Here is a 16,978-nt window from a genome sequence, read left to right as displayed (position 1 = left end):
ATGGACCGGTGATCGGATCCGGGACGTCGAGCCCGAGGAAGTGCTCCCCGCCGTCGCGGGGGTAGACCGATGGCGGCTTCCGCCGTACGCGGCCGCATGTGCTCCCCGCCGACGCGAGCGGGGCCGGATCACCGCCCAGCGCGAGTCGGGTGAAGGTCAGTGCGCGGGGGCTCCGCCCCCGCACCCCCGGCCACCCTGCGGAGGAGGGGAACGGCAGGGGTTCCTCGTCGGGCGGCACCCAAGGGGAGCGCAGCCCGTGCGGGGGCGCAAGGCCGAGCCGCTTCGCGGTCGCCTCCGGCGAGCCTTGCGCCCCCGCACGGCCCGCACTCGGCTGGCGCCTGCCGCCCAACGAGGAACCCCTGCCGCTGTGGTCCACCCGTACAGGTGATCGTCGGCGAGCTGCTCGACCTGGTCCCACGCCGGAGCCGAACCACTGGAGGTCGCGGCGTCCGAAAAGGCTCTCGCACTCGCCCCCGTACACGTGTTTGAGTCCCGGGGTGCGGCAGGACTGATCTCGTACGTAACACGATCAAAGGGGGGTATGGCGTGTCGTATCGACGTCTTTCCGTGAGGCTCCGAGTATCAGGAGCCTTAGCGGCAGCGGTGGTCGGGCTGGGTCTGCTGGGCGCTCCAGGGGCGGCCGCCGCAGCCGGGAGCGAGCCGTCCGCGGTTGCGGTGATGCACAACGAACAGGCGCCGGGCGGGCTGGAGGCGTGGTGGACGCCTGAGCGGATCCGGCGGGCCCTGGCTCATCCGGCGGATCTCCCCGCCGCGTCCGCGAGCACCGGCAGCGGGCAGCCGCGGCCGGACGGCGCCCCGCAAGGTGTGCTGTCCGCTGACGCGGTCGGGCCGAAGGCCGGCTCGGGGGAGGTCTCGGGGGTGACGGCGGTGTCACGGTCGCAGCGGGTGAAGTACTCCTCGGCATGGCCCAACGTGGTGACCGGCAAGCTCCTGTACGCCGGGGGCGCCTGCTCGGCCGCGGTCATCGTGTCGAACAACAAGAACACCGTCTGGACCGCGGGGCACTGCGTGTACGACCGGAAGAACAAGCGGTTCAGGAAGAACTTCGCCTTCCTGCCCGCGTACAAGAACGGCCAGCGGCCGTGGGACCTGTGGGAGTACGCGCGAGCCTACGTGCCCCAGGAGTACATCGACTCCGGCGACGTGCGCTGGTCGGACCTGGGGGCGATCGTCCTCAGGCGCCACCGCACCTACGGCAACATCCAGGACAAGATCGGCGCCTACGGCTACCGGTTCGGCGGTGGCCCGAACCACTCCAACGTGCAGGCGGCCGGCTACCCCTACGCCGGCTACAACCGCCCCGACCGGGACTTCGCCGCCGGCGAGTACATGATGTACTGCCGCGGCAACACCACCGACGCCAGCCGCTTCAACCCGCGTGACAACCGACTCCGGATGGCCTGCGACATGGGCCGCGGTGCCTCAGGGGGCCCGCAGGTCATCGGCATCGCGTCCAACCCGCAGATCGTCGGAGCGAACAGCCACCGCAACGTCAGCACCAGCGGTGCCTACCGGGACCTGAGCCTGTACTCCTCCGAGCACACCACCCTCGCCAAGGCCGTCATCAACACCGCCGGCCGCTGACCCCACCCCTCCCCGCGGAACGCACCACGGCCCCTCACCCGGACATGGGTGAGGGGCCGTGAGTTCAGCTACGGGACCACCGGGTTCGGCATCTCGGCCGGGTTCCGGTTCGCCTCCCGTACGCGCTCGGGGGTCCAGTACGACTCGGTACTCCCGGCCGGCTCGGTGTTCTCGGACTCGGCGACGTTCCCGTCCTCCGTCACGACCACCGCTTCGCCGGGCGACGTCGCGACGGCCGCGTACGCCGCGCTCCCGGCGGCGGTGACGGCCACGAGCAGCGCGCCGGTCCATAACCAGCCGCGTCCGGTCATCCTCATCGGGCTCTCCTCGCGATGGACATGACGTGAGGATAGGGCCCGCTCCGCCCGGCCAGGGAGGCTGCGACCGACCAGTACACCGGCCTGACCGGGATTTCGGCCGGATCGGGTCCTGTCCTGGTTCACACGAGGCTGTTGTAGCCCTGCCAGCCGGTGCTGATCTTCGTTCGGGCGGCGAAGGGGGCGGAGGACAGGCCGCTGCCCTTGTAGAGCCACAGGGCGCCCGTGGCGTCACGGGCCAGCAGGTCGGCCTTGCCGTTGTCAGTGACGTCGCCGACGACGGTGAGCGCGTTGTACGCCTGCCAGCCTCCGCCGATCTTGGTGCGGGTGGTGAAGGGAGTCGAGCTCTGGCCGGTGCCCTTGTAGAGCCACAGCGTGCCCGAGGTGTCGCGGGCGACGAGGTCGGGCCTGCGGTCGCCGGTGAGGTCGGCGCCGCCGAGGATCTTGTTGTAGGTGTTCCAGCCTCCGCCGACCTTGGTGCGCGTGGTGAACGGGCTGGTGGCCTTGCCGGTTCCCTTGTGCAGCCACAGCACGCCGCTGCCGTCGCGGGTGAGGAGGTCGGGCAGCTTGTCGCCACTGACGTCGCCGGCCCCGGCGAGGAGCGTGTACGTGTTCCAGCCGGTGCCGACCTTGGTACGGGCCTTGTACATCTTGGCCGGTTCGTAGATGAACTGGCGCTGGTAGTACCAGAGAGTGCCGCTCGCATCCCGGGCGACGAGGTCGCCGTGGTTTCGCAGCGCGCCCGCCGGGGCTCCGTCGGCGTAGTCGACGTCCTCCGTCACGGGGCTGAGCTTGGTCAGCTGGTTGTACGCCTGCCAGCCGGGGCCGATCGGGCTGCGAGGGGAGAAGGGGGTGGCCGGCTTGCCCGTGCCGTTGAGGCGGTACAGGTAGCCCGCAGTGTCCCGGGCGAGCAGTTGGTGGCGCAGGTGGAGAGCGCCCGTGCCCGCGGTGAAGGTGGCCTTGCGGTCCAGGGCGCTGCCGTAGCGGGCGTAGTTGTAGATGTCGTGGATGACGTGAGTGTCCAGCCGCCAGGCGTCCATGCCGGCCGGGGCGCTCAGCGTGTACTCGATGGTGTGGTCGCCAGTGGCTGCCGTGCACTGGAGGTTGTTGCTGCCCCGCATGAGGGTGCGGGAGGCGACCGTGCACGAGATGCCGGGGCTGGTGCTCAGGTTGGTGATGAGCGCCTGGTCCCCGCGCCAGGTGGGCTGCCCGGGAGCAGGCAGGAAGTAGGTGTACACGTTGCCGGGGTCGGTGGCGTGGATGCGTATCCGGTGGCGTGCGGAGCGGCCTGCCGGGACTGCCGGGGTGTCGAAGGCGACGGTGTTGCGGGCGGCGGCCGTGGCCTTGGTGACGACCGTGAGGAGTGCGTGGCCGCGGGTGGTGTCCTCGGGCACGGTCTCGGACTTCTGCACGTAGCGCACCGCTTCGGCGATGTCGCCGCCGGCCGGGACCCAGGCGTACGCCCAGTGGACCGTCGTGTCGGAGGCGGCCTTGGTGATCCAGAAGCTGAGCTTGCTGTAGCCCTGATGGAGCGGGCCGCGCTCGCAGACGTACACGCCGTGGGTACCAGCCGGGGTGGTGCAGTCGTTGTAATGCAGGTCGAACGCGTCCGGCAGGTCCGCGTCCTCCTCCGTAACCGTTCCGTTCAGCGCTGCGGTGGACAGTGCGAAGACCATGTGGCCGCTGCGGTTGAGGCCGGACACCTGCTCGGGCTCGGCCAACCAGGAACTGTCGGGCGCGGCCACCGCGTCCTGGGTCGCGAGTACGAGTGGTTCCTCGGCTGCCAGCGCTGTAGGGGTGAAGGCCAAGGGGGCAGCGGTGAAGGCGGCAGCGGTGGCGATCGCCGCCGCACGCCGGAAGTGCGTACGCAAGGTGGTAACTCCGTTGAAAGCAGCCCCCGGCCCGAGGGCCGGGGGCGTCGTGATGCGTGCGGTCGGATCAGAAGATTCCGGTGATTGCGCTGGTCCAGGAGGAGGTGCCTACCAGTTGGGGAGAGCGGTGGGTGGTCTCGCCGCCGGGGTAGAAGAGCAGGCAGCCGGTGGGGCAGGTGGTGCTGCGTGCCGTCCCGCTGCTGGTGACGTAGTTGATCACCAAGTCGGGGTCGGCGGGTGTGGTTGCCCAGAGGTCACCGGGAGTCTCTCCCGGTGTGGGGACGAAGCCCTTGTAGGAGATGGCGGCTCCGTCGATCGAGTCTGGGAAGGTCTTGACCTGACCATGTGCGTTGCCGACGGACGTCAGGAGGGGCCGGCTGCCCTTGTGCCAGCCGCTGTTTCCGTAAACGGCCTTGCGGTCGAAGTCGAGGCTGAACACGCCGCTAGAGCTCATCTCTCCGGGGAAGATGATGAGGTCCTTACTCGTCTCGTCACGAGCGAGTATAAATACAACCTGGGTCTACCAGTGGAAAGACGACGCCGGAAAGCATTTCTGGTGGCGCGGACCGGATAGTTAAGAGTAACAACAATGATCCAAATCACCGTACGAGACGTTTCCATCGAGAACACCCCACCTCTTGTCATGATCGGGATGGGCGACTTCATTGAAGACGAAAATCGCGATGTCATCTTCATGGCGGACCTGCGCCACAACAACTACGCCGAGGTCAGCAATTGGCCCGAAGGGGAGTCCTACTGCGTCACGGACTCCGAAGGGAGAACAAGCTTCGGCGGAGTGCGAAGGGCCGTGATTTCAGAGAGCACATTCACTGTTCTATTTTCGGAGAGGACAGCCGAAGTCCTCGGTCTTTCTGATGCAGAGGTTTCTTTCAACATTGCGCCGCATGATCTAGATCACGCAGCATTCCGCAGCGCAATGAAGGAAATTCTCACTTGTGGCAGGCCCATTTATCATCCACAGCTGCACGGCTTTACGGCAGGGTAGGGAATCTGATTGATCCGGGTTGGGTTCCCTGGATCTCAAAGTGCCCGATCACTCTCTGAGTGACGAGACCGGGCGGGGACTCTACGTTACTGTCCCCGCCCGGCAATCGAGCAATATAAGGGATAACTGAGCAGTCGGGCCGCACTTGTCCTACCGGAGGTAGGTCCAAGCATTGGGGCCCCTCACCCACTCAAGCCCTCACGAATCTTGCTCTCCCCTCCCGATGAGATGGTCGCCGTGGGCCATGAGCAATGGCGGCCATCGCAGCCATGTGACGGGCCTGGAGTGCTGGGTGATCCCGATGCCGGGCGCAGCGCTGCGGGACCGTCGGCGCGTCCTGACGTTAACGCGGGTGGAGCTGATCGTGCTCCTGAAACTCGTTGAGACGCTGTTCGCGCCGGGCTGGGTCCACAGGACGACCGGATCACTCCGGCTGGGTTACTCGCGGACCGCACGGGTCGCGGTGCGGCAACCGACCGGCTCGGGCTGCTGCTGATGGTGCTGTCTTCGAACTCCAGGGGCTGGCTGCATCTGTGTTCAGGCGTGGAAACATCCCGGGGACATCCTGCGGCGAGGGAGGGGCGGCTGCTGGTGCTCGCCGACGGCCGGGGCGAAGGTATTGTCGCGGCTTCAGCAACTGGGCGTGTTATCGGTGGAGCGTCGCGGGTAGGCGGCCCTGGCAGTGGGCTACACCGACACCGACGAGAAGCACTTCGCAGCTCGGGGCCGCGAGGACCACGTCGACGTTCGGTAGTCCGGCAGCTACTGCACCACGGCCATCGGCCGCCGTGTGTGCGGGCCGTAACCCCGGCGCAGGTGGTTTCCTCAGGCAGACGAGAGCTCGGTGATGCGGCGGCGGGTCCAGCGGGTGGCCAGGGCGTTTTCGCCCTGGATCTCCGTGATGGTTGCGAGCAGGGCTTCCGCTGTGGCTCGGGCCTGGGGGGCGGGCATGTGGCGCCACAGGCTGTACGCGCGTCGGACGGCCTGGTCGGTGTCCTCCGCGTGGGGGCCGTGGAGCCGGGAGCGCAGGCGGGCCGTGTGCAGGTACCAGGCCAGGGCTGTGTCCGGGTGGCCGGCCAGGTCGGTGAGGTAGCCCCGGATCTCGCGTACCTGGATGGTGGCGAGGTGCAGTTCGCCGTGCGCCGCCGTGCTGGCGGTGTCGAGTTCCTCGGCGAGGAGTAGTGCCTTTTCGGGTTCGCCCGCGGTGGCCGCCTCGTGGATCCGGGCGAGGCGTCCGGGTACGTCGAGCGGCTCGGCCTCTGCGGTGTCCTCGGTCGTGGGGGCGGGGGTGCCGGTCCAGGATTCGGGGGTGACGGTGCCCCATGGGCGGTACAGCGGGTCCTGGTCCACGGGGGTCTCCTGCGGGGTGCTCGTTGCGGTCACCAGTCCACCACCCGTCGGACGCCGACCACCTTGGTCTGGTAGCTCGTGGAGTGCCGCCAGCTGCTGTACTTCACGACGCGCGTGCGGACGCCGGTGCGCGGGGCTTCGATGATCCAGCCTTCCGGCTCGGCGGCGGTGGCGCCGATGAACATGCCGACATGGCCAGGGGCGGACTCGTTGCCGTCGCTGCCGGGGTTGAAGACCAGGTCGCCGGGCTTGACCTTGTCGAACGGCACCGCGTGCGGGAGCTTGATCTGCACGAAGGTGGTGCGGGGGATGTCGATTCCGGCGGCGCGGTAGGCGTTCTGCATGAGCGAGCTGCAGTCGCACCAGTGGGCGGGGTCGGTGCCGTGTGCCCTGGTGCAGTCGCCGCCCAGTCTGTACCAGCCGCCCTTCTGGGCGAGGGCCCACGCAACGGCTGTGCGGACCTGCGGCGGAGTGCCGGCCGGGAGGGCGTAGCCCTCGGGGAGATCGACGGCTCCGCCTTCGGCGGGCGCGGTGTAGATGACGGAGCGTTCGAGGATCTTCTGTACGTAGTCGTACGTTTCCCCGCCCGCGAAGGAGCGCGGCGGCACGCCCTTGAACTGGTCGACCCTGCCCCATCCGGCGTTGTAGCCGGCCAGGGCCAGTTCGATGGGGGAGCCGTTGTACTGCGGGTGCGACTTCCCGCTCTTGAGGAGCTTGCACATCATTCCGCCCTGGGCGGGGATGGCGTCGGCCGGGTTCATCACGTCCCTGACCCCGTCTCCGTCACCGTCGACGCCGGCCGTTTTCCAGGTGGAGGGTATGAACTGCGCGATGCCGTAGGCGATCGGACGCCCGGCCGGGTCGTGGGAAACGGCCCCGGGGTCGAAGTTGGACTCGGCCCAGAGCTGGGCGGCGAGGATCGAGGGTTGCAGCCCTTCCGGGCAGGCGGCCGCGGCCTTGAGGATGAGCGGTGCGTACGCGGCGGGGACTCCGTTCCGTCCCCCTACCCGGAGCGTGCTGCCGGTCGGCCACGAGCCGCTGCCGCCGTCGTCGCGGTCCTGGGCGAGCGTGGCCACCAGCATCACCACGCCCAGCCCTAACGCGGCCGGCGTGGCGACGGCCCCCGCCGCGACCGCCGTGATCCAGCGCTTCGCCTGCACTCCAGCCCCCCGCCGTGCCCCGTCGGACATCCGGGGCAGTTCCTTGGCGATCAGTCGACTTTGCTCTACCAAACCACTTGCTTCGGTCATGCTGGCCAGAAGTGAGCGTGCTCACCTCTGGCTTGCGGTCCGTGACACTACGCCATCACTGCTCATCGGCGCTGCTGTTGATTATCTGCTCATATGCGCTGGGGTGGTGCGTGTAAGGTGCCTCTGCGTTTGATGTGGCACCATTCTTGCGCATAGGATTCACGTAAGCAAAGCTTTGCTGTGCTTGGGGGGTTCGATGGGGAAGCGGTCCGGCTTACTGGCTCCGCTGCCGCGCGACGCGCGGCTGATGGTGCCCGTCCTCGCGGCGACCGGCGGCGCGGGCCGGTCCACCGTGTCGTACCTGCTGGCCGCCGAACTGGCGCACGCGGCCGACACGGTGGTGCTCGACACCGGGCCCCGTCTCGCGTCGCCGTGGCCCGGGTGGGTCGGCGAGCCGGGTGGGGGTCTGAGTGCACTGCCGCCGGCCCAGCCGTTGTCCAGGGGCGCGGTCCGGGCCGCGTGCGCGGTCATGGGCGGACCCGTGCCCTGGCAGGCGCTCACCGACGTGCGGGAGTGGACGGCCCAGCCCCTCGACCTGCCTTCCGAGCCGGCCGCCTGGCACCAGCTGGCTGCGGTCGGGGGCTGGCAGGCCGCCGTCGTGGACAGTGTCTTCCCCCTGGCCCAGGACCTTCTGACGGCCCGTTGCGCCGGTACGACCGGCCGCGCGCGTGGCTGGTTCGAGGTGCCGTACGCGGTGCCGGTGCTGTGCGCGGCCGCGTCGGCCGAGGGGGTGCAGGCGCTGCAGCAGGCGGTCATGGCGATGTCCGCCGAGGGGCTGGCACTGCACCGTGCCGTCGCCGCCCTCGTCGCCACGGGTGAGGGACGGCCGCCCGCCGTCGTACGGGCGGCGGCCACGATGCTCTCCGGCCGGACGGCCGCCGTCGTGCACCTGCCCTGCGACAGCGGGGTCCGCGGCAGCGGCCTGCGGGCCGGCCGCGTCCAGCCCCGTACCCAGCAGGCGGCTGCGCAGCTCGCGGCCGCCGTGCTCTCCACCGCTCATGACGCGTGGGGCGACCCACTGCCGGCTGCGGCGCAGCCCGTACCGCTCGCGGCGTCGTCCGTACCCCTTCCGTTCCCTGCCTGAGAGGTGTCCGATGCGTATCTCCGACGTCGTGCTGGCCGACCCCGTGCCGAAGTTCACGCCGTCCGTGCCGTCCCAGCTGAACAACACGGTGACCAGCATCCTCGGATGGGCCGCCGGGCTGGGGCTTGCCATGGCCGTGCTCGGCGGGCTCCTCTCCTGGGCCGCCATCGCCGTCGGGCAGAACTCGCAGAACGCGCAGTGGGCAGCGCGCGGGAAGACCGGTGTGCTGTTCTCGCTGATCGGCGCGGGCGGGATCGGGGCGACGTCGGCACTGATCCTGATGGCCTACAACCTCACAGCGGGCAAGTCGTGAGCCGGCAGGCGCAGCCGGCCCGCCGGGCACGGATGACGCTCGCGGGACTGGGGCTGCTGGCTGCGGCGCTCCTCGCCGGCGGCGGGTACGCGGCCGCGACGCTCCTCGGTGACGGCGATGGCAGCGACCGGCCTGCGGGCGACGCCAAACCGTCCGTGAGTGCTCCGCCCAAGGCCTCGCCGGGGAAGCCGCCGATGACGCCGGCCCGGGCCAAGAAGATCACGCTGGACTCGCCGAAGGACCACAAGGACGGTGTGGCGGTGGGGTTCGAGCACACGCCGCGGGGGGCGATCAGCGCGGCGGTGTACTGGTGGGAGGAGTACGCCTGGCTGGACGACCGGAAGGCCCGCCAGCAGCTGAACGCGGTGGTCTCCCCGGACGCCACCGGCTACGTCGACGAGCAGGTCTCGGAGATCCGCGCCTTCCGCGAGCGCCTCGGGCTGCCGCCCTCCGGCGGCACGTCCGGGATCCTCTTCAGCACCTCGGTCCACGCGGTTCGCCCCAGCTCGATGGACGTTCCCGGCGAGGAACTCGGGGACGTCGTGGAGATCTGGATGTCCTACGACCGGTTCGCGACCGGCCCGGACGGCGCCCCGGACAAGGACCCGCTGCGGGGGGAGACGACCAACCTCTTCCTGCGCTGGCAGGACGGGGCCTGGCGGCTGACCAACCAGCCGGAGTACGTCAAGCAGGAGTCGTTCCCCGTGGCCTACGACCCCGACTCGCCGTACGCGTGGAACGACGGCTGGGTGCAGGTGCGGCATGGCGATTAGCCGCCCGCCCGTGCTTGGCCGCGCCCGTCCGGCCGTGCTCCTCCGTGCGCTCGTCGTGCTGGTCGCCACGTTCCTGTGCCTGTCCGGTGCCGGCTCCGCTCCTGCCGTCGCGGCGGACGCACCCGAATGGCACGCCTCCGTCGGCCCGCCTGACCCGATCCCCACGGACTGGTCCGGGGGCGAGCGCGTCGGTGTCGACAAGAAGGGGCGCTACTGCCTGATCGAGCGGATCAACGACCCCAAGATCTGCCGTGAGATCAAGCCCGACGAGCGCCCCGGCGGGATCGACATCTGCGAGGGAGCCGACGGCACCGCGGAGGAGCACTGCGACGCCAAGGCGAAGCTCGCGTACGAGCTCAAGCGGCTGAAGGAGTGGCGGGAGAACGTCGACCACGGGGCCCGGAACTACGACGAACTGAACACCTTCCTCACCGGGTGCGTGGGCAAGGGAAAGCCCTTCTCCGACTGCCTGCGCGAAGGAGAGGGGAAGTACCCGCTCAACGGCGCGGGGCCGCTGGACTGGGTCGCGGGCAAGTTCAGCGAGATCGCCTCGGACGCGCTGCAGGAGGCGGCGAACTACATCGGCAAGTCCGTGGTGTGGCTGCTCGGCGAGTTCGCCAAGCTGTTCAACGACTCCAGCTCGATCGACCTGGGGCAGACCGGCATCGGCAAGCCCCTGGGCATCACCACCGCGCTGTCGTTCATGGTCGCGGCCTTCCTGCTGCTGATCCAGTTCGGGAAGCTGTCCATCTCCCAGCGCGGCGAGGCCGGCGCCACGGCGCTGGCGGGGCTGGGGAAGTTCGTCGTGGTCTCCAGCGTCTACCTGCTGGCCGCGCAGACCGCCCTGGACTGGTCGGACGACGTCTCCACCTGGATCATCAACTTCACCTTCGAGGACGGCGGCTCCGGGGAGTCGGCCGCCACGGAGGCGATGCAGACCCAGCTGGGCAAGATGTTCGGCGGCCTGATCTCCGGCGGCGCCGGGGGAGCGACGGCGGCCGGCGCCCTGATCGCCGGACAGTCGGTGACGACCGCGGCCGTCGGCGTGATCATCGTGATCGGCGTCATCTGCATCGTCGCCATCGGCGCGCTGTGGGTCGAGATCCTGCTCCGCCAGGCGGGAATCATGATCCTGCTCGTCTCCATGCCGATCGCCGTGGCCGGCCAGATCAGCGACGCGACCGGCGACTGGTGGCCGAAGGCCCGCAACGCGCTGATCGCCCTGATCCTGATGAAGCCGGTCATCACGCTGTGCTTCGCCATCGGGTTCTTCGCCATGGGCGAGTCCAGGGGCGTGCAGAACGTGATCGTGGGCCTGGTCATCTTCGTACTGGCCTGCTTCTCGTGGCCGGTGCTGGCGAAGTTCATGACCTTCACCTCCAACGGCGGCGGTTCCTCGATCGCCTCCGGGATCCTGGGCTCGATCGGTTCCTCGGCCTCCTCCCTGTCCGGCGGCTACCGGCCCGAGATGGGCGGCGCGGGGGCGGTCGGCGGCGGCAGCGCCTACACCCGGGCTCTGGAGAAGGAGGCGGGCCTGTACGGGCCTTCGGCAGGTGGGGCGGCGGTGGGCGGGACGACCGTGGGCGGGGCGGCCAAGGGTGGCGGGCTCGTCGGCGCGTTCTCCGTGGCCACGTTCGGGCTGCAGCTCGCGGCCGCGGGCAAGGACTCCCTGGAGTCCGGGGCGTCCTCGACCGCCGCGCACGCGGGCCTGGACCACGGCGCGGCCGGCGGCCGGCACGTGGTCATCGCTCCGCGGCGCCCGACGCACGACGGCGGCCCGGTGCTCCAGCCGTACCCGAGTGACCAGCCCGCCGGAGCTCCTCTGCCGATGCAGTGGCCCGGCGGCCACGTACCCCCGGCCGCGCCCACGGCGCCGCCCCCGCCCCGTCCCGCCCCGCCGCTCCGCAGCACGGAGCCCGCGGCCGGGCCCCCGACACCGTCCCCGTCCCCGTCTCCGCCCCCATCCCCGACCCCGTCCCCGGAGTAGTGCGCATGGCTCAGATGGAACCGGCCTCGTACGGGGGCTGGCAGTCGGAGAAGTCGGGCTGGTTCGGCCAGCTGTCGGGCCCTGGCTTCGCGCTGATCGCGGTGGCGTCGCTGCTGCTGCTGGTGCCCGTGAACCTGGGCAGTTGGTCGGCCGCGCTGGTGTGCGTGCCCGTGAGTGCGGTTCTGGCCCTGCTCGCCCTGGGTCGGGTGATGGGCCTGACCGCCGATGAATGGATCCGTCTCGCAGTAAGGCATCAGATCGCCGTGGCCACACACAAGAACGTCTTCATGTCGGGGGCGTTCGCGCCCCGCAACGAGCGCACCGGTGAACAGCCCATGGACCTGCCGGGCACCCTCGCGCGACTGCGGATCCTGGAGGCCCCGGACGGGCTCGGCGGCCGGCTCGGCGTCGTCCACGACCCGGTCGCCGGTACGTACACGGCAATCGCCCGCGTCACCTATCCCGGCATGGCCCTGATCGACACCGACCAGCAGGCCGCCCGGGTCGGTGCGTGGGCGGCGTTCCTCCGTACGTACTGCACGGAGGACTCCCCGGTCTCGCGCATCAGCGTCCACCAGCGGTGTCTGCCCGACGACGGGGCGGCCCTGGCCTCGTGGACGGCCCGGCACATCAGCCCCGGCGCGCCCGCGGTCGCGGTCACCGCGCTCACCGAGGTGATGGAGGGGGCCGGCCCGTCGGCCTCGGCCCGCGAGACGTACCTGTCGGTGACCCTGGCCGCGTCCCGGGCCCGCCTCGCCATCAAGGGCGCGGGCGGCGGCCAGGTCGGCGCGGCCGCCGTGCTGGTCCGCGAACTGCACGCCATGCACCAGGCGCTGTCCAGCGCATCCCTCCAGGTCACCGAGTGGCTGGCGCCTCGCGGCGTCGCCCAGACGATCCGTACCGCCTACGATCCCGAGGCCCAGCTCGCGCTCGCCACCCGCAACGCCTCGGCCGGCACGCCCGGCTGGGACGGCCTGCCGTCCGGTGTCGACACCGCGCTCGCCGGCCCGGCGGCCGCCGAGACCAACTGGGGCGTCTACCGGCACGACGGCGCGTGGACGGTCTCCTACCAGGTGCGGACCTGGCCGCAGAGCGAGGTGTACGCCACCGTGCTGCAGCCGCTGCTCCGCCCCCGGCGCAACGCCCGCCGCTCCATGTCCCTGGTGTACGAGCCCCTCGGCCCGCGCCGGGCCCGTTCGGAGCTGGCCAGGGAGACCACCAAGCGGCACGCCGCCCGCAAGCTGCGCGCCAAGACGGGCCGGGACGAGTCAGAGGACGAGCGCCGCGCGGAGATGGTCGCCCGCTCCCAGGACGCGGCACGGGCGGCCGGCCAGGGCGTGGTCCGGATGACGGCCGTACTCGCCGTCACCGTGACCGACCCCGAGGAGCTGGAGACGGCCTGTGCGGAGATCCAGGCGGACGCCGCCGCCTCCGGCCTGGAGCTGCGCCGCATCTGGGGCGCCCAGGACAGCGGCTTCGCCGCGGCCGCGCTGCCGCTGGGCCAGGGCCTGCCCGACCGACGGATGGGGTTCTGATGTCCCCTCTGCTGCGCCGCCGCAAGGCCTCCGGCGACAACCTGCCGGAGGCCGCGGGGATCCGGGAGGCCGCCGGCCTCGACCGCTTCGCCGCAACCGCCGTACCCGCCCAGCTCAGTGCCCGCGACCAGCGCCAGGCCCAGTTGCTGGAGCACCCGGAGACCGTCATGCGGGTGGCGCCCCGGCGCGGCTGGGGCGGCCCGTTCGCCGGGCGGGCCGCCTCGGTGCCGCGCACCGAGGTCGTACGGGCCACCACGCTGGCGGCCGCGGGGGCGTACCCGTTCCTGCACGGGGCCGGCCTGCCGCCCGTCGGCGTCTACATCGGCACCAACACCCTGACGACCGGGGCCTTCTCCGCACACCCGAGCGTCTGGGTGCGCGAGGGCCTCGTCACCAACCCGAACGTGATGATCACCGGCATCCCCGGCTCGGGGAAGTCCGCGCACATCAAGGCCCTGGCCTTCCGGCTGATGGCCCTCGGCCACCCGACCCTGATCGCCGGGGACGTCAAGGGGGAGTACGCGCCCCTGTGCCGCCACCTCGGCGTGGAGCCCGTACGCCTCGGCCCCGGCCTCTCCGGCCGCCTCAACCCCCTGGACGCGGGACCACTCGGCGCCGGCCTGGAGCGGATCACCGATCACGACGAGCTCAAGTCCCGCCTGACGGAGATCCACCGGCGCCGCCTGACCCTGCTGAAGGCGCTGCTGGAGCTGCAGCTGCGCCGCACCCTGCTCCCGCAGGAGGAAGAGGCCCTCGATGTCGCCGTACGGGACGTCACCGGGGAGCTGTCCGGCACCACGTCCCTGCGCACCCCCACCCTGCCGCTCGTCTACGACCGGCTGCGCGACCCGAGTGCGGACATGGCCCGGGAGCTGCGGATCCGCGACGGGGAGGTGCAGCGGGCCCGCGAGTCCATGGCCTCGATCCGCTCCTCGCTCGGCGCCATGGTCACCGGCCACCTCGGCGGCCTCTTCGACCAGGAGACCAGCATCGGTCTGGACTGGGACGCCCCGATCCAGTCCGTCGACATCAGTGCGCTGGCCCCGTACGGAGACGAGACCGTCGCCATGGTCCTGTCCTGCGTCTCGTCCTGGGCCCAGTCCGCCATCGACCGCCCCGGCCAGCGGCCGTGGATCGTCGTACGGGACGAGCTGTGGCGGCAGATGCGCGCCGGCGGCTCCGCCATGGTCAAGAAGATCGACGCCGACCTGCGGCTGTCCCGCGCGACGGGCACCGTACAGATCCTCGCCACCCACCGGCTGAGCGACTTCGAGTCGGTCGGGCACGCAGGCTCCGAGGCCGTCGCCATCGCGCGCGACCTGATCTCCTCCTGCGAGACCCGCATCCAGCTCGCGCAGGACACCCGGCCGCTGCAGATCACGCGCGAGGCCATCGGTCTCACGGACGCCGAGTGCGACCTCATCGGTTCGTGGGGCGCGGCCCAGCGCGGCCGCGCGCTGTGGAAGGTCGGCCGGGCCGGCGGCTCCCACGCCGTCCAGCTCGTCCTCTCCCATACCGAGCAGGCCCTCTTCGAGACCGACGAACGCATGGTCATCTAGCGCTCGCCGGGCCCTGACGAACCGACACGACGAAGGGACGGAACCTCCGTGGCCGAACGCACCGGGCAGGCGGCCCCCGGCCTGGACGACAACAACCTGCTCTTCGCCTACGGCGTGGGCGCGGCGGTCGTCGTGGGCGGCGCGGCCCTGCTGGCCGCACCGGTCGCCTCCGTCCTGGCCGGCCGCGGGTGGGCCCGCAGCACCACGGACAGCCCCACCGCCGCGCTCTCCTCCCTGGTGAAGGGGCCGGCCACCGTCTACGAACCGGCCCCGCCCGCCTGGCTCTTCTACGGCCTGGTCGTCGCCCTGCTCCTGACCGCCTTCCTCCTGCTCCTCAAGGTGCTCAAGGCCTTCAACGTGGGCGGCCGCACGTCGGGCGCCCAGTGGGGCGGACCGAGGACCGAGAAGCTCATGGCGGCCCACCAGGACCCGGCCCGGCGCCCCAACCGGATCACCGCGGGCCGCGGCATGCGCACCAAGCGGATCATGGCCGCCCAGCCGAACATCTCCGCCACCGTCTTCGGCGTCCCCGGCTCCTCGAAGACGACCGGCCTTGTCCTCCCGAACGCGGCCGAGTGGCAGGGCCCCCTGGTCATGACCACCACCAAGGCCGCCGACCTCGACGTCATCCACGCCCGCCGACGGGCCCTGGGACCGGTCTGGGTCATCGCACCGGCCGGCATCCCCGGCAGGCCGGCCGACCACTGGTCGCCGGTCGAGTACTGCACGGACGCCAAGGCCGCGGACCGGATGGCCGCCTGGCTGGCCGAGGCCTCCTCCTCCGGCGACGACAAGCGGGCCGCACCGTGGATCGACCAGGCCAAGAGCGTCCTCAAGGGCATCCTGCTCGCCGCCCATCTCTCCGGCGGCGGCGTCGCGGACCTGCGCCGCTGGATCTCCCTTGGGAAGGACGCGGTCGACCACGTACGCGCCGTACTCCTCGCGCACGGCCTCACCGAGGCCGCCGAGGACTACGCGTCCCCCTGGCTGCGCCTGCACGAGGACGGCATCGGCTCCGTCCAGTTCAGCCTGAACGTCCTGGCCCGGGTCTTCGCCGACGAGGAGGTACGCGAGACCTGCGCCCGCTCCGACTTCACCTTCGAGGAATGGCTCGACCGGAACGGCACCATCTGCGTCGTGGCCTCGGAGGGCGACGCCGAGCGCTTCGCCCCCCTCATCACCGCACTGATCGCCGCGGCCGTCCACGCGGCCGAGGCCCGCTACAACGCCACCGGCCGCACCCTCGACCCGGCGGTCGGATTCTTCGTGGACGAGGCCGGCAACATGCTCCGCTACCCGCGGCTGCCGAACGTCCTCACCACCGGCCGCGCGATCGGCATCGACGTCCTCACCGTCTGGCACGACCTCTCGCAGCTCCGGGACCGGCTCGGCGTACAGAAGGCCAACACCGTCCTGTCCGCCTCCGGCCTGCGTATGCTGCTGCCCGGCTGCGGCGACCTGGAGACGCTGCGGTACTTCTCCGGGCTGTACGGGCGCACCGAGGTGATGAAGACCAGCCACGGCCGCTCCAAGGGCGAGCACTCCACCAACGCCTCGCCCACCGAGACCGACCTCGCGCCGGTCCACTCCCTCCAGCAGCTGCCCGAGTTCACGGCGATCGCCCAGTACACGAACCTCCCACCCGTCAAGGTCCGCATGCGGCTCACCTTCCGCGACCGGGACCTCAAGAAGCTGCTGGCACCCCCTTCGGGACCGGCCGGCCCGACCAAGCCGGTCCCGACCACCGACGAGGCCCCCAGTGCCTGACCCGTACGGCAACCCGGCCGACCTCTGGCCCTCGCCCCCGACCCCAGAGGCACCGGAAGAACCTCAGCGCTGGGTGTGGTCGGCCATGGAACCCCCTGAGCGCCGCGCCCGTATGCGCGAACTCGCGGTATGGGTCGACTGGCTGCGCACCACCTTCGAACTCCACAACCAGCTCGCGCCCTGCTGGTACCGGCACCCCGCGGTCGTCGAGCACCTCACGGCCCTGTACGCGGGCTGGCTCCGCACGTACGCCGCCGAGCAGCCACCAGCCGGCCCCCTGGCCGAGGCGGACTGGATCAACACCCTCCACGCCTTCACCCCGCGCTTCCACCTGGCCGCCTGCGCAACAGGCCGCCACCAGGAACCCCCACCACCCGTCCCTCCGCCCCCGGACGCTGCCGACGCCTTCCACCTCTACCTGTCGGTCTCGGACGCGACCACGGCCCCCGCCACCCACCCGGCGGCCGCCGAACTGGAGCGTCGTACGGCCGGATTCCCCACCTCTGCATAGCCGGTATGTCCAGGGCTCGATCATTCACCCAGGCCCTGGAACGTCTTTGC

Annotated in this window: 16 protein-coding genes and 1 CRISPR repeat array (1 of these 17 only partly in view); of the genes, 11 read left to right on the top strand and 5 right to left on the bottom strand. The window is 70.9% G+C overall.

Annotated features, from left to right (window positions below):
• Positions 1-127: a CRISPR direct-repeat array (repeat unit 28 nt); it reaches 2,157 nt to the left of the window's first position.
• A gap of 551 nt (positions 128-678) precedes the next feature.
• Positions 679-1,605 (top strand): trypsin-like serine peptidase, encoded by a 927-nt coding sequence (locus tag ACIF6F_RS30525; protein ID WP_399954044.1) that lies wholly within the window; start codon positions 679-681, stop codon positions 1,603-1,605.
• A gap of 68 nt (positions 1,606-1,673) precedes the next feature.
• Here ACIF6F_RS30525 and ACIF6F_RS30520 read toward each other — a convergent pair whose 3' ends face one another.
• The 3 genes from ACIF6F_RS30520 to ACIF6F_RS30510 form a co-directional block, all read right to left on the bottom strand.
• Positions 1,674-1,877 carry a hypothetical protein gene (locus ACIF6F_RS30520; protein ID WP_399954041.1) on the bottom strand — a complete coding sequence of 68 codons (204 nt, stop codon included), beginning with the start codon at positions 1,875-1,877 and terminating at the stop codon, positions 1,674-1,676.
• A 167-nt stretch (positions 1,878-2,044) separates the two neighbouring features.
• On the bottom strand, positions 2,045-3,793 hold the full coding sequence (locus tag ACIF6F_RS30515; RefSeq protein ID WP_399954038.1) for an FG-GAP repeat domain-containing protein: 1,749 nt from the start codon (positions 3,791-3,793) through the stop codon (positions 2,045-2,047).
• 67 nt (positions 3,794-3,860) lie between these two features.
• On the bottom strand, positions 3,861-4,247 hold the full coding sequence (locus ACIF6F_RS30510; RefSeq protein ID WP_399954033.1) for a hypothetical protein: 387 nt from the start codon (positions 4,245-4,247) through the stop codon (positions 3,861-3,863).
• 135 nt (positions 4,248-4,382) lie between these two features.
• On the opposite strand from ACIF6F_RS30510, the gene ACIF6F_RS30505 reads away from it, so the two are divergent.
• Both ACIF6F_RS30505 and ACIF6F_RS30500 read left to right on the top strand, forming a co-directional pair.
• Positions 4,383-4,799 (top strand): hypothetical protein, encoded by a 417-nt coding sequence (locus ACIF6F_RS30505; protein ID WP_399954030.1) that lies wholly within the window; start codon positions 4,383-4,385, stop codon positions 4,797-4,799.
• 244 nt (positions 4,800-5,043) lie between these two features.
• Positions 5,044-5,295 carry a hypothetical protein gene (locus ACIF6F_RS30500; RefSeq protein WP_399954027.1) on the top strand — a complete coding sequence of 84 codons (252 nt, stop codon included), beginning with the start codon at positions 5,044-5,046 and terminating at the stop codon, positions 5,293-5,295.
• Between the two features lie 329 nt (positions 5,296-5,624).
• Here ACIF6F_RS30500 and ACIF6F_RS30495 read toward each other — a convergent pair whose 3' ends face one another.
• Positions 5,625-6,182 (bottom strand): hypothetical protein, encoded by a 558-nt coding sequence (locus ACIF6F_RS30495; protein WP_399954025.1) that lies wholly within the window; start codon positions 6,180-6,182, stop codon positions 5,625-5,627.
• Positions 6,179-7,339 (bottom strand): NlpC/P60 family protein, encoded by a 1,161-nt coding sequence (locus ACIF6F_RS30490; RefSeq protein WP_399954021.1) that lies wholly within the window; start codon positions 7,337-7,339, stop codon positions 6,179-6,181. Before ACIF6F_RS30490 ends, ACIF6F_RS30495 begins: the two co-directional genes overlap by 4 nt.
• 256 nt (positions 7,340-7,595) lie before the next feature.
• Here ACIF6F_RS30490 and ACIF6F_RS30485 point away from each other — a divergent pair, with 256 nt between their 5' ends.
• The 8 genes from ACIF6F_RS30485 to ACIF6F_RS30450 all read left to right on the top strand — a co-directional run bounded on the left by ACIF6F_RS30485 (position 7,596) and on the right by ACIF6F_RS30450 (position 16,928).
• A complete protein-coding gene (locus ACIF6F_RS30485) occupies positions 7,596-8,483 on the top strand; it encodes a hypothetical protein (RefSeq protein ID WP_399954018.1) in 888 nt (295 codons plus the stop codon).
• A gap of 10 nt (positions 8,484-8,493) precedes the next feature.
• On the top strand, positions 8,494-8,796 hold the full coding sequence (locus ACIF6F_RS30480) for a hypothetical protein (RefSeq protein WP_399954013.1): 303 nt from the start codon (positions 8,494-8,496) through the stop codon (positions 8,794-8,796).
• The gene (locus tag ACIF6F_RS30475) at positions 8,793-9,569 is read left to right on the top strand and encodes a hypothetical protein (RefSeq protein ID WP_399954010.1); all 777 of its coding nucleotides are present in this window, start codon (positions 8,793-8,795) and stop codon (positions 9,567-9,569) included. The genes ACIF6F_RS30480 and ACIF6F_RS30475 overlap by 4 nt, the downstream gene beginning before the upstream one ends.
• Entirely contained in the window at positions 9,559-11,556 is a 1,998-nt protein-coding gene (locus ACIF6F_RS30470) for a hypothetical protein (protein ID WP_399954007.1), read from the top strand. Before ACIF6F_RS30475 ends, ACIF6F_RS30470 begins: the two co-directional genes overlap by 11 nt.
• 5 nt (positions 11,557-11,561) lie before the next feature.
• Positions 11,562-13,091, top strand: a complete 1,530-nt coding sequence (locus ACIF6F_RS30465; RefSeq protein ID WP_399954004.1) for an SCO6880 family protein — start codon at positions 11,562-11,564, stop codon at positions 13,089-13,091.
• Positions 13,091-14,650, top strand: coding sequence for a type VI secretion protein (locus tag ACIF6F_RS30460; RefSeq protein WP_399954001.1), 1,560 nt, complete (start codon positions 13,091-13,093; stop codon positions 14,648-14,650). The genes ACIF6F_RS30465 and ACIF6F_RS30460 overlap by 1 nt, the downstream gene beginning before the upstream one ends.
• A 48-nt stretch (positions 14,651-14,698) precedes the next feature.
• Complete coding sequence (locus ACIF6F_RS30455) at positions 14,699-16,417, top strand: type IV secretory system conjugative DNA transfer family protein (protein ID WP_399953998.1); 1,719 nt, start codon at positions 14,699-14,701, stop codon at positions 16,415-16,417.
• An 85-nt stretch (positions 16,418-16,502) separates the two neighbouring features.
• Positions 16,503-16,928, top strand: coding sequence for a hypothetical protein (locus tag ACIF6F_RS30450; protein ID WP_399953995.1), 426 nt, complete (start codon positions 16,503-16,505; stop codon positions 16,926-16,928).
• Positions 16,929-16,978: the final 50 nt, after the last annotated feature.

The sequence above is a fragment of the Streptomyces sp. NPDC086023 genome (assembly GCF_044540325.1).
Lineage (GTDB): Bacteria > Actinomycetota > Actinomycetes > Streptomycetales > Streptomycetaceae > Streptomyces.
This window is presented reverse-complemented; position numbering and strand designations above follow the sequence as displayed.

Bases quoted from the DNA above. Each gene is read 5' to 3' on its own strand.
- ACIF6F_RS30525 (WP_399954044.1), top strand. From the start codon at position 679: ATGCACAACGAACAGGCGCCGGGCGGGCTGGAGGCGTGGTGGACGCCT.
- ACIF6F_RS30510 (WP_399954033.1), bottom strand. From the start codon at position 4,247: ATGAGCTCTAGCGGCGTGTTCAGCCTCGACTTCGACCGCAAGGCCGTT.
- ACIF6F_RS30505 (WP_399954030.1), top strand. From the start codon at position 4,383: ATGATCCAAATCACCGTACGAGACGTTTCCATCGAGAACACCCCACCT.
- ACIF6F_RS30500 (WP_399954027.1), top strand. From the start codon at position 5,044: ATGAGCAATGGCGGCCATCGCAGCCATGTGACGGGCCTGGAGTGCTGG.
- ACIF6F_RS30490 (WP_399954021.1), bottom strand. From the start codon at position 7,339: ATGTCCGACGGGGCACGGCGGGGGGCTGGAGTGCAGGCGAAGCGCTGG.
- ACIF6F_RS30485 (WP_399954018.1), top strand. From the start codon at position 7,596: ATGGGGAAGCGGTCCGGCTTACTGGCTCCGCTGCCGCGCGACGCGCGG.
- ACIF6F_RS30480 (WP_399954013.1), top strand. From the start codon at position 8,494: ATGCGTATCTCCGACGTCGTGCTGGCCGACCCCGTGCCGAAGTTCACG.
- ACIF6F_RS30470 (WP_399954007.1), top strand. From the start codon at position 9,559: ATGGCGATTAGCCGCCCGCCCGTGCTTGGCCGCGCCCGTCCGGCCGTG.
- ACIF6F_RS30465 (WP_399954004.1), top strand. From the start codon at position 11,562: ATGGCTCAGATGGAACCGGCCTCGTACGGGGGCTGGCAGTCGGAGAAG.
- ACIF6F_RS30460 (WP_399954001.1), top strand. From the start codon at position 13,091: ATGTCCCCTCTGCTGCGCCGCCGCAAGGCCTCCGGCGACAACCTGCCG.
- ACIF6F_RS30450 (WP_399953995.1), top strand. From the start codon at position 16,503: ATGGAACCCCCTGAGCGCCGCGCCCGTATGCGCGAACTCGCGGTATGG.